This is a genomic window from Massilia sp. Masssp93, from assembly GCF_059491295.1.
In genome coordinates, this window is sequence record NZ_CP168502.1 from 4596037 (window position 1) to 4611549 (window position 15513).

Here is a 15513-nt window from a genome sequence, read left to right on the forward strand (position 1 = left end):
GTCCCGCAGCGAGGGAAACATGGATCAAGACCTGCTGGTCAGCAAAACGGGCACCATCGAGCGCTGCTGCAAGCGTGCCCGCGACGAATACGAGAAGGACCCGACCACCTTCGTCGGCGACATCACGCGCCAGGACGCGGCCACGCTGAACGTGATCCGCGCCTGGGAAGCGGCCGTCGAAATGGGCGACCACGTGCTGGCCGACCAGGGCCTGGGCCCGGCGCGCGACGAGCGCGAGATCATCACGCTGCTGGCCGGCCACGGCTGGATCGAGCCAACGCTGGCCGAGGACCTCAAGCGCACGGGCGAATTCTGCCGCGCCGAATGGGACTACCAGGCCGCGCCGCTGCCCGCGCTGGTGACCATCATCAAGCGCGGGCTGGACGATTTCGACGTCTATGCGCGCGCCCTGCTGACCGGTGCCGAGGCGTTGCCGTCCGGGCCCGCAGGATCGCCCCCGTTGTCGAACTGATGGCTGCCCAACTGGTATCATGCGCCCTTTGACGAACCGCCATCTAGCGAACCATACAAGAACATGAGCCAACCGACCAACCTGCCATCCTTCTGGAGCCGGCTGTCCCTTGCCTTCGGCGCCTTCTTCAAGACCCTGGGCGACGCCGAATTCGCCGCGCGCGTGCGCGACGACCAGGTCGGCCCCGTCGCCGCACCCGCGCCCGCACCGGCGCCGGCCGCAGCGCCGGCACCCACCCCGGCCCCGGCACCCGCCCCGCTGCGCATCGCCACGCCGGACGCCGCCCTGCAGCTGCTGGGCCTCCTGCAACGCGAAGCGCGCCTGATCGACTTCGCCAACGAAAACATCACGGTCTATGCGGACGCCGACATCGGCGCCGCCGCCCGCCTCGTGCACGAAGGCTGCGCGCGCGTGCTGCGCGAGCACTTCACGATCGAGCCCGTGCGCGGCGAGCTGGAAGGCGCGCGCGTGACCTTGCCGGAAGGCTTCGACGCCGCCAGCGTGCGCCTGACCGGCAACGTCGTCGGCAAGGCGCCGTTCACCGGCACCTTGAGCCACCGCGGCTGGCGCGCCCGCGACGTGCGCCTGCCGCAACTGGCCGACAAGCACGACGCCAGCATCATCGCCCCGGCGGAGGTGGAACTGTGAGCGACCTCCAGAACAACGACGCCCGCTACGCCATCGGCATCGACCTGGGCACGACGCACAGCGCGCTGTCGTACGTCGACCTGCAGGCCAGCGACGGCGAGCAGGCCGACCAGGGCGTGCTGGGCATCCCGCAGCTGAGCGCCCCCGGCACCGTCGAGGCGCTGCCGCTGCTGCCCTCGTTCCTGTACCTGCCGCATCCCGAAGAACTGGCGCCGGGCGAACTCGCGCTGCCGTGGACGGACGGCCAGGCCGCGCCCGCATTGTCTTATGTTGTCGGCGACATGGCCCGTTCGCGCGGCGCCGCCACGCCGATCCGCCTCGTGTCGTCGGCCAAGAGCTGGCTGAGCCACCCGAGCGTGGACCGCCGCGCCGCCATCCTGCCTCTGGATGCGCCGGAAGAAGTCGAAAGAGTCTCGCCGCTGGCGGCGTCCACGCGCTACCTCGAACACCTGAAAGCCGCGTGGAACGCGGCGCACCCGGACGCGCCGTTCGAACGGCAGGCCGTCACCGTGACCATCCCCGCCTCGTTCGACCCGGCCGCGCGCGACCTGACGGCGGAAGCGGCAAAGAACGCCGGCTACGGCAGCCCGACCCTGCTGGAAGAGCCGCAGGCCGCGCTGTACAGCTGGATCGAAGGCAGCGGCGGCGGCTGGCGCAAGCAGGTCAAGGCCGGCGACATCGTGCTCGTCGTCGACGTGGGCGGCGGCACCAGCGACTTCTCGCTGATCGCGATCCTCGAACGCGACGGCAACCTGGAACCGCACCGCGTCGCCGTCGGCGACCACATCCTGCTGGGCGGCGACAATATGGACCTCGCGCTGGCCCACCTCGTCGCGCGCAAGCTGCAGGCGAACGGCACGCAGCTGGACGCGTGGCAGATGCGCGCCCTCACCTACGCCTGCCGCGGCGCCAAGGAACACCTGCTGGCGAATGCCGACGCGACCACCTGGCCCATCGTCGTGCCGAGTCGCGGCTCGAAGCTGATCGGCGGTTCGATCCGCACGGAGCTCACGCGCGACGAAGTCACGACGTTCATCACGGACGGCTTCTTCCCGCGCGTGGAAGCATCGAGCCGGCCGGCGACGCGCACCCGCGCGGGCCTGACGCAGGTCGGCCTGCCGTATGCGCAGGACGCCGCCATCACGCGCCACCTGGCCGCCTTCCTGGGCCGCCAGGCCGGCGCCACGGCGGCGCTGGAAGGCTTCAACGGCAACGTCGATCCTGGCCACACGTTCCTGCACCCGAGCGCCGTGCTGTTCAACGGCGGCGTATTCAAATCCGAGATCCTGTCCAGGCGCGTGATGGACACCCTCAACGACTGGCTCTACATGGAAGGCGCGCAGCCCGCGCGCATGCTGGAAGGCGCGGACCTCGACCTGGCCGTCGCGCGCGGCGCCGCCTACTACGGCTATGCGCGGCGCGGCGGCGGCGTGCGCATCCGCGGCGGCACGGCCCGCTCCTACTACGTCGGCGTCGAGTCGTCGATGCCCGCCATTCCCGGCTTCGAGCCGCCGCTGGAAGCGCTGTGCGTGGCGCCGTTCGGCATGGAAGAAGGCAGCGAACTGGAACTGCCGGGCCAGGAATTCGGCCTCGTCGTGGGCGAACCGGTGCACTTCCGCTTCTTCGGCTCGTCCGTCCGCCGTCAGGACGGCATCGGCGCCGTGCTCGAGTCGTGGAGCCCGGACGAGCTGCAGGAACTGAACGAGATCCAGGCGACCCTGCCCGCCGAAGGCCGCACGCCGGGCGACGCCGTGCAGGTCAAGCTGCACGCGGTGGCGACAGAGGCCGGCACGCTGGAGCTGGTGGCCGTGGCGCGCGACGGGCAGCGCTGGAAGGTCGAGTTCGACGTCCGCAGCACCGAGCAGTGACCCGCGCTTCCGTGTCCACGCCGGCCCGCGTCGGCATCGATCTCGGCACCACCAACACGGTGCTGGCCTTTGCCGACGCCGGGCTCGATACCGTGGCCACGTTCGACATTCCCCAACTGGTGGCGCCCGGCGAGGTCGGCACGGCGCCGCTGCTGCCGTCGAACCGCTACCACCCGCTGGCCGGCGAACTCGCCGCGGATGCGCTGCAGCTGCCCTGGTCCGCGCCCGACGTGGGCGGCGTGGAGCGCGTCGCCATCGGCCGCCTGGCCCGCGCGCTCGGCGCGGCGTCGCCGGGCCGGCTCGTCGCCTCCGCGAAAAGCTGGCTGTCGCATCCCGGCGTGGACCGCACGGCGCCCATCCTGCCGTGGGGCGCGCCGGACGACGTGCCCAAGGTATCGCCGCTCGCGGCCAGCGCCAGCTATCTTGCGCACCTGCGCGCGGCATGGAATACCCGGCATCCGGACAGTCCGCTGGAAGACCAGCAGATCGTGCTGACCATCCCGGCCTCGTTCGACGAAGGCGCGCGCGCCCTCACGCTGGAGGCGGCGCGGCTCGCCGGTCTCGCCGACGTGCGCCTGCTGGAAGAACCGCAGGCCGCGTTGTACGACTGGCTGCAGCGGCATCGCGCGACCCTCGCGGCCGACCTCGCGGATGCGAAGCTGGTGCTCGTCGCCGACGTGGGCGGCGGCACGACCGACTTCACGCTGGTGAAGGTGGAACTGAAGGATGGCGAACCCGCGCTGGCGCGCATCGGCGTGGGCAACCACCTGATCCTCGGCGGCGACAATATGGACCTCGCCCTCGCCCACCTGGCCGAAGCGCGCATGAAAGGGGCCGACGGCGAGCGCCTGTCGGCCGGCCGCCTCGCGCAATTGACGGAACGCTGCCGCGCCGCGAAGGAGCAGCTGCTGGCGCTTGACGCGCCGGATGAGGTCAACGTCACCCTGCTCGGCGGCGGTTCGCGCCTCGTCGGCGCCAGCCGCTCGGCCACGCTGACGAAGGCCGACGCCGAGCGCATCGTGCTGGACGGCTTCTTTCCCCTCAACGCCGCGCAGGAAGGCCCGCAACGGGCCCGCGCCGGCATCGTCGAATTCGGCCTGCCGTATGCGAGCGACCCGGCCATCACGCGCCATCTGGCCGGCTTCCTGCGCCAGCACGCGCAGGCGGCGCGCGCGGCGCTGGGCCTCATTGACGACGACCGCTTGCCGGTGCCGGACACCCTGCTGCTGAACGGCGGCGTATTCCGCGGCGCGGCGCTGGCGCAACGACTCGCCGCCGTGCTGTCCGCATGGCGCGGCGCGCCGGTGCGTGTGCTGCACAACGCCGATCCGGACGTCGCGGTCGCACGCGGCGCCGTCGCGTATTCGCTCGCGCGGGCCGGACTCGCACCCGCCATCGAGAGCGGATCGGCGCGCAGCTACTTCCTGCTGCTGGACGAGGCGCCCGCGGGCGGCCGCAAGGAGGGGCAACTGCGCGCCGTCTGCGTGCTGCCGCGCGGCGCCCGCGCCGGCCACGAGATCACGCTGGCGGAGCGCAGCTTCGCCCTGCGCCTGGGACGGCCCGTGCGCTTCCACCTCGTGTCGGCCGTGGGCGACGCGGGCAATGCGCGCGCGGGCGATCTCGTCGACCTCGATCCCGCCGACGTCGTGCGCCTGCCCGCGATCGCCACCGTGCTGCGCGCCCGGGACGCCAGGGCCGGCGCGCGCGGCAGCGAGATTCCCGTGCAGCTGGCGGCCGCGCTGTCCGAACTCGGCACGCTGGAGATGTTCTGTGTGGCCGAGGATGGCAACGGCCAGCGCTGGCGCCTGGAATTCCAGCTGCGCGGCGACGACGATGCGCCGGCCGCCGCGGACGTCCCGCATCCGCGGCTCGACGACGCCGTCAAGCGCATCGACCGCATCTTCGGCGCGCGCAACCAGCAGGTCGAAGCGCGCGAAGTGCGCCAGCTGCGCGGCGCGCTCGAACACGTGCTGGGCGGGCGCGAACGCTGGGAGACGCCCCTGCTGCGCCGCCTGTTCGACGCCCTGATGGAACGCGCGAAAGGCCGGCGCCGCTCGGCCGAACACGAACGCGTGTGGCTGAACCTGGCCGGCTGGTGTTTGCGTCCCGGCTTCGGCGATCCGCTCGACGACTGGCGCATCCAGCAGTTGTGGGCCTTGTTCCCGGCCGGCGTCCAGTACGTCAAGGACAGCCAGGTCCGCGCCGAATGGTGGACGTTGTGGCGGCGCGTGGCCGGCGGCCTGTCGACGGAAGCGCAGCTGCGCCTCCTCGACGACTTCGCCTTCAACCTGCAGGCCGAGCCGGGCGAGCGCGCCAGGCGCCCCGCCGCGCTCGTCGACGGCAGCGAGGACGACATGCTGCGCCTGGGCGCGTCGCTGGAACGCATCCCGGCCGCGTACAAGGCCGAGATCGGGGACTGGATGGTCGGCCGCATCATGGCGATTGCCCCGACGCCGAAGCCCGATGCGAAGACGGCGGCCACGTACGCGCGCTACCTGTGGGCGCTCGCGCGCGTGGGTGCGCGGGCGCCGCTGCACGGCAGCGCGCACGAAGTGGCGCCGCCCGATGCCGCCGGGCGCTGGCTGGCGGAACTCATGCAGCTCGACTGGAAGCGGATCGAACCGGCCGGCTTCGCCGCGGCCCACCTGGCGCGCAAGACGGGCGACCGCACGCGCGACATCGACGAGGCGCTGCGCGCACAGGTCCTGCAACGCCTGGCCGCGACCGGCGCACCGGCCGGCTGGTCCGCGCTGGTGCGCGACGTCGTCGAGCTGGACCAGGACAGCAGCACGCGCATGTTCGGGGACGCGCTGCCGCCGGGGCTCAAGCTGCTGCGCTGAATTCCGTCGCCCCCGCGCAGGCGGGGGCCCAAGTTTCATCACCCGCGCAGGCGAAGGTCCGAGTCCCGTCGCCCCCGCGCAGGCGGGGGCCCAAGTTTCATCACCCGCGCAGGCGAAGGTCCGAGTTCCGTCGCCCCCGCGCAGGCGGGGGCCCAAGTTCCAAGCGTCATCGAGGTCCGGCAAATTGGATCCCCGCCTGCGCGGGGACGACGTTCGGATCGCGGCGACGACGTATCCGGCGGGTCCGAGCACGAACATGGCTTTTCGGGCATCATCCTTCTCCACCGAGCCACAGAAGGAGAGTGCAATGCCTGATCCCACGAACCCGTTCGCGACCCCGTACGTCCCGCCCCGGGTCTGGTCCCCCGCGACGCCTTCGGGCGGCGCCTTCGCCAGCATCAACCGTCCCATCGCCGGCCCGACCCACGAGCAGGAACTGCCGGTCGGCAAGCATCCGCTGCAACTGTATTCGCTGGGCACGCCGAACGGCCAAAAGGTCACGATCATGCTCGAGGAGCTGCTGGCCGCCGGCCACGCGGGCGCGGAATACGACGCCTGGCTCATCCGGATCAACGAAGGCGCGCAGTTCGGCAGCGGCTTCGTCGACGTCAATCCGAACTCGAAGATCCCGGCCCTCGTCGACCGCAGCGGCGACACGCCCGTGCGCGTGTTCGAGTCCGGGTCCATCCTGGTCTACCTGGCGGAAAAATTCGGCGGCGCGTTCCTGCCGAAGGACATCCCGGCCCGCACGGAAACCTTCAACTGGCTGATGTGGCAGATGGGCTCGGCGCCCTTCGTCGGCGGCGGCTTCGGCCACTTCTACGCCTACGCACCGGAAAAACTGGAATACCCGATCAACCGCTACGCGATGGAAACGAAGCGCCAGCTGGACGTGCTCGACCGCCTGCTGGCCGGGCGCCGCTTCGTGGCCGGCGACGCCTACACCATCGCCGACATGGCGATCTGGCCGTGGTACGGCGGCCTCGTGCTGGGCGAGCTGTACGACGCCGGCGAGTTCCTGGCCGTGCACAAGTACCAGCAAGTGCGCCGCTGGGCCGACGAGATCCTGGCGCGGCCGGCCGTGATGCGCGGCCGCAAGGTCAACCGCGTGCGCGGCAAGCCGGAGGAACAAGTGCTGGAGCGCCACGCCGCCTCCGACCTGGACTGAGGCGGCCGCGGGCTGCGCGGCTTACAGCTTGCTGTTCTGGCAGCCCGAACTCACGCACTCGCGCATGCGGTCCTGCAGGAATTGCGAGCGCTGGATGGTCGTGCCCGTCGCGCATTCCAGGTTGACATAGAACGCGCTGCCCTCGTGGCGCGAGCAGTTGTTGTTCCGCTCGTCGATCCATTGCAGCTGCCCGGCCTTGAGGCGCTTCTTGCCATCGGCGTCGAGCTTGGCGGCCAGCTTGCCGTAAGTGCTGTTGAGCTCGTTGTCCGCTTCCTGGTAGACCTTGTTCAGGCAGTACAGGCCGTCGAAATCCTTCTTCGGCTTGTCACATGCCGAGTTCGCCTGCGCGGCGCCCGCCGCGCACATCAGTACTGCCACCATCCATCGTTTCATCGTCTCTCCTTACTGTGTGATGACCGCATCGTCCGTGCGCGCATCGGGGTTCCGTTGCGCCATCATGAACCGGACCCAGCATGATAGTCGAGTGGATGGGCTTGAATTCTCACCAAGTATTACGGGCCATGACGCCATGTCTTTTTCCCCGCATCTAGCGAGCGCGCGGCAACGCGGATTGGGACTAGTATCGCTCCCGTCGGCACGGCATCCGCCGGGCCGCCCGCGCCGCGATCGGGCACGATTGAGTGAACGCAAACGCGCGCCGGCCGGTCCCCTTACCCTGAACGGATGGCCGCACCGGCGGCCCTGCAATCATCGACATCAGGAGGACGAGATGACTTACGCAGATCGCGACAAATATGGCATGTACAAAACCACGGGCAAGAGCGCCGGCCACGCCGGTCCCGGCCCGGCGCTGATGGGCGCCGACACCCTGATCGGCGACAGCGTCGTCAACGCCACCGACGACGACCTGGGCGACATCAAGGAAATCATGCTCGACATGCAGACCGGCCAGGTTGCCTACGCCGTGCTGTCCTTCGGCGGCTTCATGGGCATGGGCGACAAGCTGTTCGCCGTGCCCTGGCAGGCGCTGCACCTGGATACCGTCAACAAGCGCTTCGTGCTCGACATCGACAAGCAGCGCCTGCAGAACGCGCCCGGCTTCGACAAGGATGCCTGGCCCGACATGGCCGACACCCAATGGGCCCAGCACATCCACAGCTTCTACGGCACCGACCCCACGCGTCCCGGCGCGCCCAGCATGGGGCCGAGCGTAGCCATGCGCGGCACGGCCGGCGGCGCCGGCACGGGTGTGGGCGCCGGCATGGGCTCGATGGGCGCCGGCCATGCCGGCTCGACCGGCACGGGTGCCGGCAGCGCAATGCCAGGCGGGGGCGCTGGCGGCAGCGTCGATCCGCGGCCCGGCACCGCCGGCAGCGATACCGACCTGAGCAAGATCCGCGGCAGCAACATCGGCTGACGCTCCGGGCCGGCAGTGCCCAATGCGGCATGGCGTCCATACGCCATGCCGCACGATATGTGTCGTCGCAGCTTCGTGTCGTTACAACTTGTAACCTCAACAGTGCATCGCTTTTCCACGCAATCTGGCAGACTGACGGGGTGCAATATTTACTAATCCACCACCTGCACGTCGCATCGGCGTGCAACGGGGATGTCATTAAAATCTGCTAATTCTTAACAAAAGCTTTACCCAACTTTACAGCGCCGCCGGTTCCACGCCGGCCATTCGCCTCTACAATCTTCACGTCGTTTGTCTTTACTGTTTCACGGAAACGTCCCATGACCATGCGCTTTTTTCTTGACCATGAAAATCTCGAGTGAACAGACGCTGGAACTGGACAGCTGGGGCGGCCGGTCAAATCCAGGCGCCGCCATCCATTTCAGGCAGGCCGATCCGGCCGCATTCGAGGCGGACTGGCTGGCGGACGCGGTGTCGCGCACGGCGCTGGTCGACCGCGCACTGCTGGCCCGTTCCGACAAGATCCTGTTCATCGCCCACCTGGCGCTGGGCGACTTCACTTACCTGCAAAGCTGCTTCGCCGCGTTCGCGCACGCCTTCCCGCACCTGAAGATTCACCTGTGGGTCGACGAACGCCGCCGCACGAACCGGGCCGCGGACTGGCCGCACCTGAAAAAATACGCCCTGTACGACTGGCTGGCCGAGTGCCCGCATATCGACAAGGTCTACGACGAAACCTACAGCCCGGCGCTGTACAAGGCATCGCTGCGGGAAGCGCAGCGGCAGGATTACCCGGTCGTCGTCTCGCTCGCCGTACTGGACCGGCACAAGTATGCGGGCCTGGCACGCAGGATCAGCCCGCACGGCTTCGTCGTGGGCCAGAAAAAGCGCGTGCGGGCCTACGACCTGCCCAAGCACTTCTGCTACCGCAAGCTGGATGCCTTCATTCCCGCTTACGACGCCGCCTCGCATCCGGACCAGCACATCAGCGACATCTACGCCGGCTGGTTCACGCAATTATTCGGCATCACGATTTCGCCGGCCGCCCGCTATCCCGTGCTGTCCATTCCCGCGCGCTGGATGGACTATGCGCGCGACCGGTTCGCCGCCTGGGGCTTCGGCGGCGCCGGCACCCGGGCGCCCAAGGTCGTATTCCTGAACGCGTATTCGAAGTCGATTGAACGCTCGTGGCCACTGGAACGGGTCATCGAACTGATCCGCACGATGCGGCGGGACGAGGCCTGGCGCGATGCCGGCTTCATCGTCAACGTCGTCCCCGAAGACCTGGCGCGCGCCCGCGCCCTGTTCGCCGGCCAGGATCTCGCGCGCACCCATCTGTTCAGCGCCGAAGACAATTTCTTCCAGTTGCCGGCCATCCTCAGCCTGTGCAAGCTGATCGTCTCCGTCGAGACGGCCGTGATGCACCTGGCGAATGCGGTGCACGTGCCCGTCATCGCCCTGATGCGCCAAAAGAATCCGGAATGGGCGCCGATCGACAAGCGCAACAGCACCATCGTCACGGTGGCGCGGCGCGACGACTGGGTCGACAAGATCGGCGTGGACGAGGTGATGGCGGCGCTGGGCCGGCAAGCCGCCTGACGCCGGCGCGGCCCGCAGCTGGCCGCCGCGCTACGCCTGGCCGCGCTACTTCTGGCCAAGCGACTCCTGGCCGAGCGACTCCCACGCCGGCAAGGCGAATTCCCTGCGTTCGCGCGCGTAAAACCAGGCCACCATCACCCCGAAACACGTGCCCGCCATGCCGGCCCTGAGCGCCAGGCCCAGCATGCCGACGCCCTGTTGGGACCACACCAGCAGCCACATGGACACGCCCCAGACGCCCGCGAACCAGGTGCCGTAGCCGAGCGCGATGTGGGCGAAGCCGAGGAAATGGGGCGGACGGACATTGACCCCGAGCTTCCACAGCAGCCGGAACAGCAGCGGCTCGGCATGATTGCGCGACAGGCCGCGCGCCGACAGCACGGCAAGGGAACGGTCCAGTTGTAATCGAAAATGCATGGTGGCGGTGCGATGATTGCTGTCCGGATCTTGAACAGCCATGGCCGCCACCTTAGCAGGTGCGCCGCCGAAAAAATGCGTGCATTGTCACCGATGCATCGACAGTATCCAGAAACACATCGTGCCGCGTGCGCCCGAAGAACCGCTTGAACTCGCTGCGCCGCTGGCGTAATATAGTTAGGTAGCCTACCTATCACACGATGACCAACCCACATTCCACCCCGCAGAACGAACGCGTCGACCGCCTGTCCGAGGACTTGCGCAGCGCCCTCAAGGGCATCGTGCGCCAGATGCGGCGCGACACCGAGCGCCACGAGCAGGGCCTGTCGCTGATGCAGACGATGCTGCTGCACCTGATCCACGAACATCCCGGCATCGGCGTGGCCGAGCTGGCGCGCATGCAGCAGGTGCGCAGCCCGACCATGAGCAGCCAGGTGAAGGCGCTGGAGGCGGCCGGCCTCGTCGAGCGCGCCGCGCCGTTGGCCCAGGACCGGCGCCGCAGCGGCCTGCACGTCAGCCAGGCCGGCCACGCCGCCTTGCGCCAGCTGCGCGACCGGCGCCACGACTGGCTGTCGCAACGCATCGCGCGCCTGTCGCCCGACCAGATGGAAGCGCTCGCCGGCGCCGTCGACGTCCTCACTATCCTTGCCGACCATGAAAATTGACATCCCCGCCGACGCGCGCGAAATCCGTTCCGTCTACCTGGCCCTGATGGCCGTGCTGGGCCTCGGCGCGCTCGACCAGAGCATCGTCGCCACCGCCCTGCCCCGCATCGTCGGCGACCTGGGCGGCATGGCCCATCTGTCCTGGGTCGTCACGGCGTACGTGCTGGCGTCCACCGCGACGATGCCGCTGTACGGCAAGCTGGCCGACCAGTACGGCCGCCGTCCGATGATCTTCACGGCGCTCGCAACGTTCCTGCTGGGCTCCGTGCTGTGCGGCTTCGCGCAGAGCATGACGCAGCTGATCGCCTTCCGCGCCATCCAGGGCATGGGCTCGGGCGGCTTCATGCCGCTGGCGCAGATCATCATCGGCGACCTCGTGCCGCCGAAGGAACGCGCGCGCCGCCAGGGCTCGATCGCCATCGTGTTCGCCGTCACCAGCGTCCTCGGCCCCGTGCTGGGCGGGATCATGACGGACCTGCTGTCATGGCACTGGATCTTCTTCATCAACCTGCCCGTCGGCGCGGTGGCCTTCTACGCCATCGCGCACTCGCTGCGCAAGCCCGTGCGCACGCACGCGCACCGCATCGATTATCTCGGCTCCGTGCTGCTCACCGTGTCCATCACCGCGCTCCTGCTGATCCTCGCGCTGGGCGGCACCGAATGGGCCTGGGATTCCGTGCAGGTGCAGGTCTGCGCCGCGCTCACGGTCGTGCTGGGCAGCTGGCTGCTCGTGCACCTGCGCCGCGCGCCGGAACCCGTGCTGCCGCCGGACCTGTTCGCGAACCGCGTCTTCAACGTCGCCAGCATCGTGATGGCGCTGACCTTCATGGGCCTGATGGGCGCCAGCGTGTTCTTCCCGCTGTTCTTCCAGCTCGTGATGGGCAACAGTCCGGCCCATTCGGGCATGATGACGGTGGCGATGATGGTCGGGATGATCGGCTCGTCGACCCTGAACGGCCGCGTCCTCTCGCGCTCGGGCAAGTACAAGGCCGTGCAGGTGGCCGGGCTGGCGGCGGCGGTACTGGCGTTCGCGGTCCTCGCGTGGGCCATGGACACGGCGCGCGGCTACTGGACCATCGAACCGGCCATCTTCCTGCTGGGCGCCGGGCTGGGTCTCGTCATGCCCAACATGACGATCGCCGTGCAGAACGCCTTGCCCGTCCCGCGACGCGGCGTGGGCACGGCGATGCTGACCTTCTTCCGCTCGTTCGGCGGCCTGCTCGGCGTGACAGGTTCCGGCGCCATCCTCGCGCACCAGGTGCACGCGCACGGCATCGCGGCGGTCGCGCGCGCGGGCGCGCACGGCGCCGCCGCCGTGCTGCCGGCCGTGCAGGCGCTGACGGTGGACGTGTACCGCCACGCCATCGCCAACATCTTCGGCGCCGGCGCGCTGATCGTGCTGGCGGGGCTCGTCGCGCTGCTGTTCCTGCCGGAGCTGCCGCTCACCGGTCACCCGGCGCCGGCGCCGGCCGCACCGCCGGCGGAGTGAACCCCGTCCACGCTGGCGTTCACTCCGCCGGCGCCGGCGCGGACGTGCTATCGTTTCCGCCGGCTGCCGCACGCAGCCCCGACGACTCACCAACAGGAGAGAACATGGCCAGCAAGAATACGATTTGCCTTTGGTACGACAACGATGCACTGGACGCGGCAACGTTCTATGCGCAGACGTTTCCGGACAGCGCCGTCGGCGCGGTCCACCGTGCGCCCGGCGATTATCCCGCCGGCCAGCAGGGGAATATCCTGATGGTCGAATTCACGGTCATGGGCATCCCCTGCCTCGGCCTGAACGGCGGTCCCGGCGTGCAGCACAACGAGGCGTTTTCGTTCCAGGTCGCGACAAACGACCAGGCCGAGACCGACCGCTTGTGGGATGCGATCGTCGGCAACGGCGGCCAGGAAAAAGAGTGCGGCTGGTGCCGCGACCGGTGGGGCCTGTCGTGGCAGATCACGCCGCGCGTGCTCATGGACGCCGTCACCGGCACCGACCGGGCCGCGGCCAAGCGGGCGTTCGATGCGATGCTGACGATGAAGAAGATCGACGTCGCGGCCATCGAGGCGGCACGGCGCGGCTGACGCCGGCCGGCGCCGCGGTTCAGGTGCCGGCCAGCACGTGCAGGGTGCCCGGGCCGACGCCGGCGCCGGCGTCGTCGCGCACGGCGGCCTGCGGCGGGCGCGCCGGCTCCTGGCGCGGGCCGTGCACGCAGTCGAGCGCCAGCAGCGCGCCGACCGCGGCGCCATCGCCGTCGCGTTCCAGCGCCGCCATCACGGTGGCGGCCGCTGCGCACAGGCGGGTGACGATGCGGGCCTGGTTGCGGCCGTGCGCCTTGCCCTGGTAAAGCGCCCAGTCGGCCAGGCGCACGGCGCACTGCCAGTCGAACGCGTCGCCGGCCACGTGCGGCAGCGCGACGACGCCCGCGGTGAGCGTCACCGGAATCCGGCAACTGCCGGCGTCGACCGGGGCCGTGCCGACCGTCTCCAGTATCCGCGCCGCCATGCCGGCGACGCTGCCCGGGTCCGTGGCGGGCGCGTGGATCATGAATTCTTCGCCGCCCCAGCGCACCACCATGTCGGTATCGCGTACGGCCGCGGCGAGCCGGCGCGCGACCTCGACGAGGACCGCGTCGCCCGCACCATGTCCCCAGCGGTCGTTGATGCTCTTGAAGTGGTCGATGTCCATGAGGACGAAGCAGTCGACGCCGTCGCGCGGACCGTGGCGCCGGTCGCCCCGGCCGGTCCCGCTGCGGCCGGCCATCCGGCACGTCAGCGAACGCCGGTTGTGCAATCCCGTCAGGGCGTCGTGCGTCGACCTGAATTCGAGCTGCACGTTCAATTCCTTCAGCTGGGCGTTGCTCCGTGCCGCGCGCCGGTACATGACGTACACGACGGCGCCCGCCAGCACCGTCAGCACGGCGGCGAACGTGGTCGCGAACTGCACCGTGCGCCGGTTGCTCAGCTCCGCATCCTTGAGCTTGTTCTCGCGTTGCAGCAGGACGATCTGCTGGCTGCGCCGGTGCGCATCGAATTCTTCCTGCAGCGCGGCGATCGCGCGGTCGCGCGCCGCGCGGGCGCTCTGCTGTTGCAGCGACTGCTGCTCGCGGACGATCTCCAGCGCGCGCTGATACTGTCCCGCGCGCTCCAGCATGCGGCCTTTCTCGTCCAGCATCGCCTCGAGGTCCCCCGTGGTTTTTTCCTTGCGCATCTCGGCGATCACGCCGTCGACGTAGGGCGTGCCCTCCGCGATGCGTCCTTGCCCCATCAGGGCGAAACCGAGATTGGCGCGGGCCATCTGGATCACGTTCCGGTCGCTGACCTTGTTCGATGCGACCAGCGCCTTGCGCGCCTCCTGTTCCGCGCGCACGTAATCCTGGCGGATCAGGTAATAGTCCGCGATATTGCCCCGTATCGCCGCTTCCATCCCCAGCAGCCCGGCACGCAGCGCCGTCGCCAGCGCCTTTTCGAACGCGGCAATGCCTTCGCCGTCCCGCCGCAGCCTGATCAAGGCGACGGCCCGCGTGAACTGCAGCGAGGCGAGCGGCCGCAGCGGCATCCGTTTTTCCGCCATCCCCAGGTCGGCGCTGTCGATCGCCTTGGCGGGATTGTCGGCATTGATGTACACCTGGGCGATGCGGCCGTACAGCGCGGCGCGCTTCCCGCTTTCGCGGGGTTCGCCCTGCAGCAGGCGCAAACCGCGCAGGTACGCCGCCAGCGCCTCGTCGAAGCGGGCGCGCAGGTTCAGGATGTCGCCCTGCGTCCTTTCGGCCGCGACCTTGAACGCCAGGGATACATTCGCGGGTGCCTGCGCCGTCGTCTGGTCCAGTAACGCCTGCGCTTCATCGAGGCTGTGCTTGTCGATCAGCTCGCGGACCTTGCCCAGCCGTGCCTCCGCCGCGCCCGCCGCGTCGCCATGGGCGACGGCCAGTTGCAGCGACGTCCGGTCCAACGCATACGACGCGTCCAGCTGGCCCAGGTCTTCCCGCAGCCAGGCTTCCATGCGCAACAGCCGCTGCCGGTTCGCGTACGACGCGCCCGCCCCCAGCATACGGCGCACGGTTTCCACCCGGTCCAGGGCCTGCATGGGCGCGTCTTCCGCCAGCCGCTGGATCCGCGCCACTTCCGCCGGCACGTCGACCGCAGGCGGCGCGGCGCGGGCAGCCGGGCCGAACGCCGTGGCGGCGACGAACAGGACGGAGACGAAGCGATAAAGAATGGCCATGAACGGAAGCGCCGGCAAATGATCCAGGATTGGTCAAGTTAATTATCCGCCGGACTTTTATTTACCTCAAGGAAACTGAAGTGAGCGCCCGGCAAATAACGCAATCGATGCGGGACTACAACATCGAGCGCCGCCGGCATCGAATGTTATCGCATAACAATTATGTTACGTAACACTGACAAGGTTTCATCCAGCGCGCCCGGCCGGCTCATCATCGATATCGATTCCGATATCGGTTCGCAATA

Annotated in this window: 13 protein-coding genes; 10 read left to right on the top strand and 3 right to left on the bottom strand. The window is 69.2% G+C overall.

Translation table 11 applies throughout. The features are described from left to right. Positions 1-19 precede the first annotated feature (19 nt). The 5 genes from hepT to yghU all read left to right on the top strand — a co-directional run bounded on the left by hepT (position 20) and on the right by yghU (position 6996). Positions 20-472 (top strand): type VII toxin-antitoxin system HepT family RNase toxin, encoded by a 453-nt coding sequence (hepT, locus tag ACEN9Q_RS18850; protein WP_056443227.1) that lies wholly within the window; start codon positions 20-22, stop codon positions 470-472. Between the two features lie 63 nt (positions 473-535). Continuing rightward, a complete protein-coding gene (locus ACEN9Q_RS18855; protein ID WP_495625626.1) occupies positions 536-1120 on the top strand; it encodes a DUF2760 domain-containing protein in 585 nt (194 codons plus the stop codon). After that, complete coding sequence (locus ACEN9Q_RS18860; protein ID WP_495625627.1) at positions 1117-2988, top strand: Hsp70 family protein; 1872 nt, start codon at positions 1117-1119, stop codon at positions 2986-2988. The genes ACEN9Q_RS18855 and ACEN9Q_RS18860 overlap by 4 nt, the downstream gene beginning before the upstream one ends. Further along, positions 2985-5828 carry an Hsp70 family protein gene (locus tag ACEN9Q_RS18865; protein ID WP_495625628.1) on the top strand — a complete coding sequence of 948 codons (2844 nt, stop codon included), beginning with the start codon at positions 2985-2987 and terminating at the stop codon, positions 5826-5828. The genes ACEN9Q_RS18860 and ACEN9Q_RS18865 overlap by 4 nt, the downstream gene beginning before the upstream one ends. 307 nt (positions 5829-6135) lie before the next feature. Further along, positions 6136-6996, top strand: a complete 861-nt coding sequence (gene yghU / locus ACEN9Q_RS18870) for a glutathione-dependent disulfide-bond oxidoreductase (protein ID WP_056443236.1) — start codon at positions 6136-6138, stop codon at positions 6994-6996. A gap of 21 nt (positions 6997-7017) precedes the next feature. On the opposite strand, the gene ACEN9Q_RS18875 is transcribed toward yghU, so the two are convergent. Then, complete coding sequence (locus ACEN9Q_RS18875) at positions 7018-7389, bottom strand: lysozyme inhibitor LprI family protein (RefSeq protein WP_495625629.1); 372 nt, start codon at positions 7387-7389, stop codon at positions 7018-7020. Positions 7390-7726: 337 nt separating this feature from the next. Here ACEN9Q_RS18875 and ACEN9Q_RS18880 point away from each other — a divergent pair, with 337 nt between their 5' ends. Beyond that, entirely contained in the window at positions 7727-8374 is a 648-nt protein-coding gene (locus tag ACEN9Q_RS18880) for a PRC-barrel domain-containing protein (protein WP_056443242.1), read from the top strand. Between the two features lie 345 nt (positions 8375-8719). Then, on the top strand, positions 8720-9973 hold the full coding sequence (locus ACEN9Q_RS18885; RefSeq protein ID WP_495625630.1) for a glycosyltransferase family 9 protein: 1254 nt from the start codon (positions 8720-8722) through the stop codon (positions 9971-9973). A gap of 45 nt (positions 9974-10018) precedes the next feature. On the opposite strand, the gene ACEN9Q_RS18890 is transcribed toward ACEN9Q_RS18885, so the two are convergent. Next, complete coding sequence (locus tag ACEN9Q_RS18890; protein WP_157201929.1) at positions 10019-10432, bottom strand: DUF6404 family protein; 414 nt, start codon at positions 10430-10432, stop codon at positions 10019-10021. A gap of 158 nt (positions 10433-10590) precedes the next feature. On the opposite strand from ACEN9Q_RS18890, the gene ACEN9Q_RS18895 reads away from it, so the two are divergent. The 3 genes from ACEN9Q_RS18895 (at position 10591) to ACEN9Q_RS18905 (ending at position 13128) form a co-directional block, all read left to right on the top strand. After that, complete coding sequence (locus ACEN9Q_RS18895) at positions 10591-11055, top strand: MarR family winged helix-turn-helix transcriptional regulator (protein ID WP_495625631.1); 465 nt, start codon at positions 10591-10593, stop codon at positions 11053-11055. Continuing rightward, positions 11045-12544, top strand: a complete 1500-nt coding sequence (locus ACEN9Q_RS18900; RefSeq protein ID WP_495625632.1) for an MDR family MFS transporter — start codon at positions 11045-11047, stop codon at positions 12542-12544. Before ACEN9Q_RS18895 ends, ACEN9Q_RS18900 begins: the two co-directional genes overlap by 11 nt. A gap of 104 nt (positions 12545-12648) precedes the next feature. Next, the gene (locus tag ACEN9Q_RS18905) at positions 12649-13128 is read left to right on the top strand and encodes a VOC family protein (protein WP_495625633.1); all 480 of its coding nucleotides are present in this window, start codon (positions 12649-12651) and stop codon (positions 13126-13128) included. Positions 13129-13147: 19 nt separating this feature from the next. Here ACEN9Q_RS18905 and ACEN9Q_RS18910 read toward each other — a convergent pair whose 3' ends face one another. Then, on the bottom strand, positions 13148-15268 hold the full coding sequence (locus ACEN9Q_RS18910; protein ID WP_495625634.1) for a GGDEF domain-containing protein: 2121 nt from the start codon (positions 15266-15268) through the stop codon (positions 13148-13150). Positions 15269-15513 lie beyond the last annotated feature (245 nt).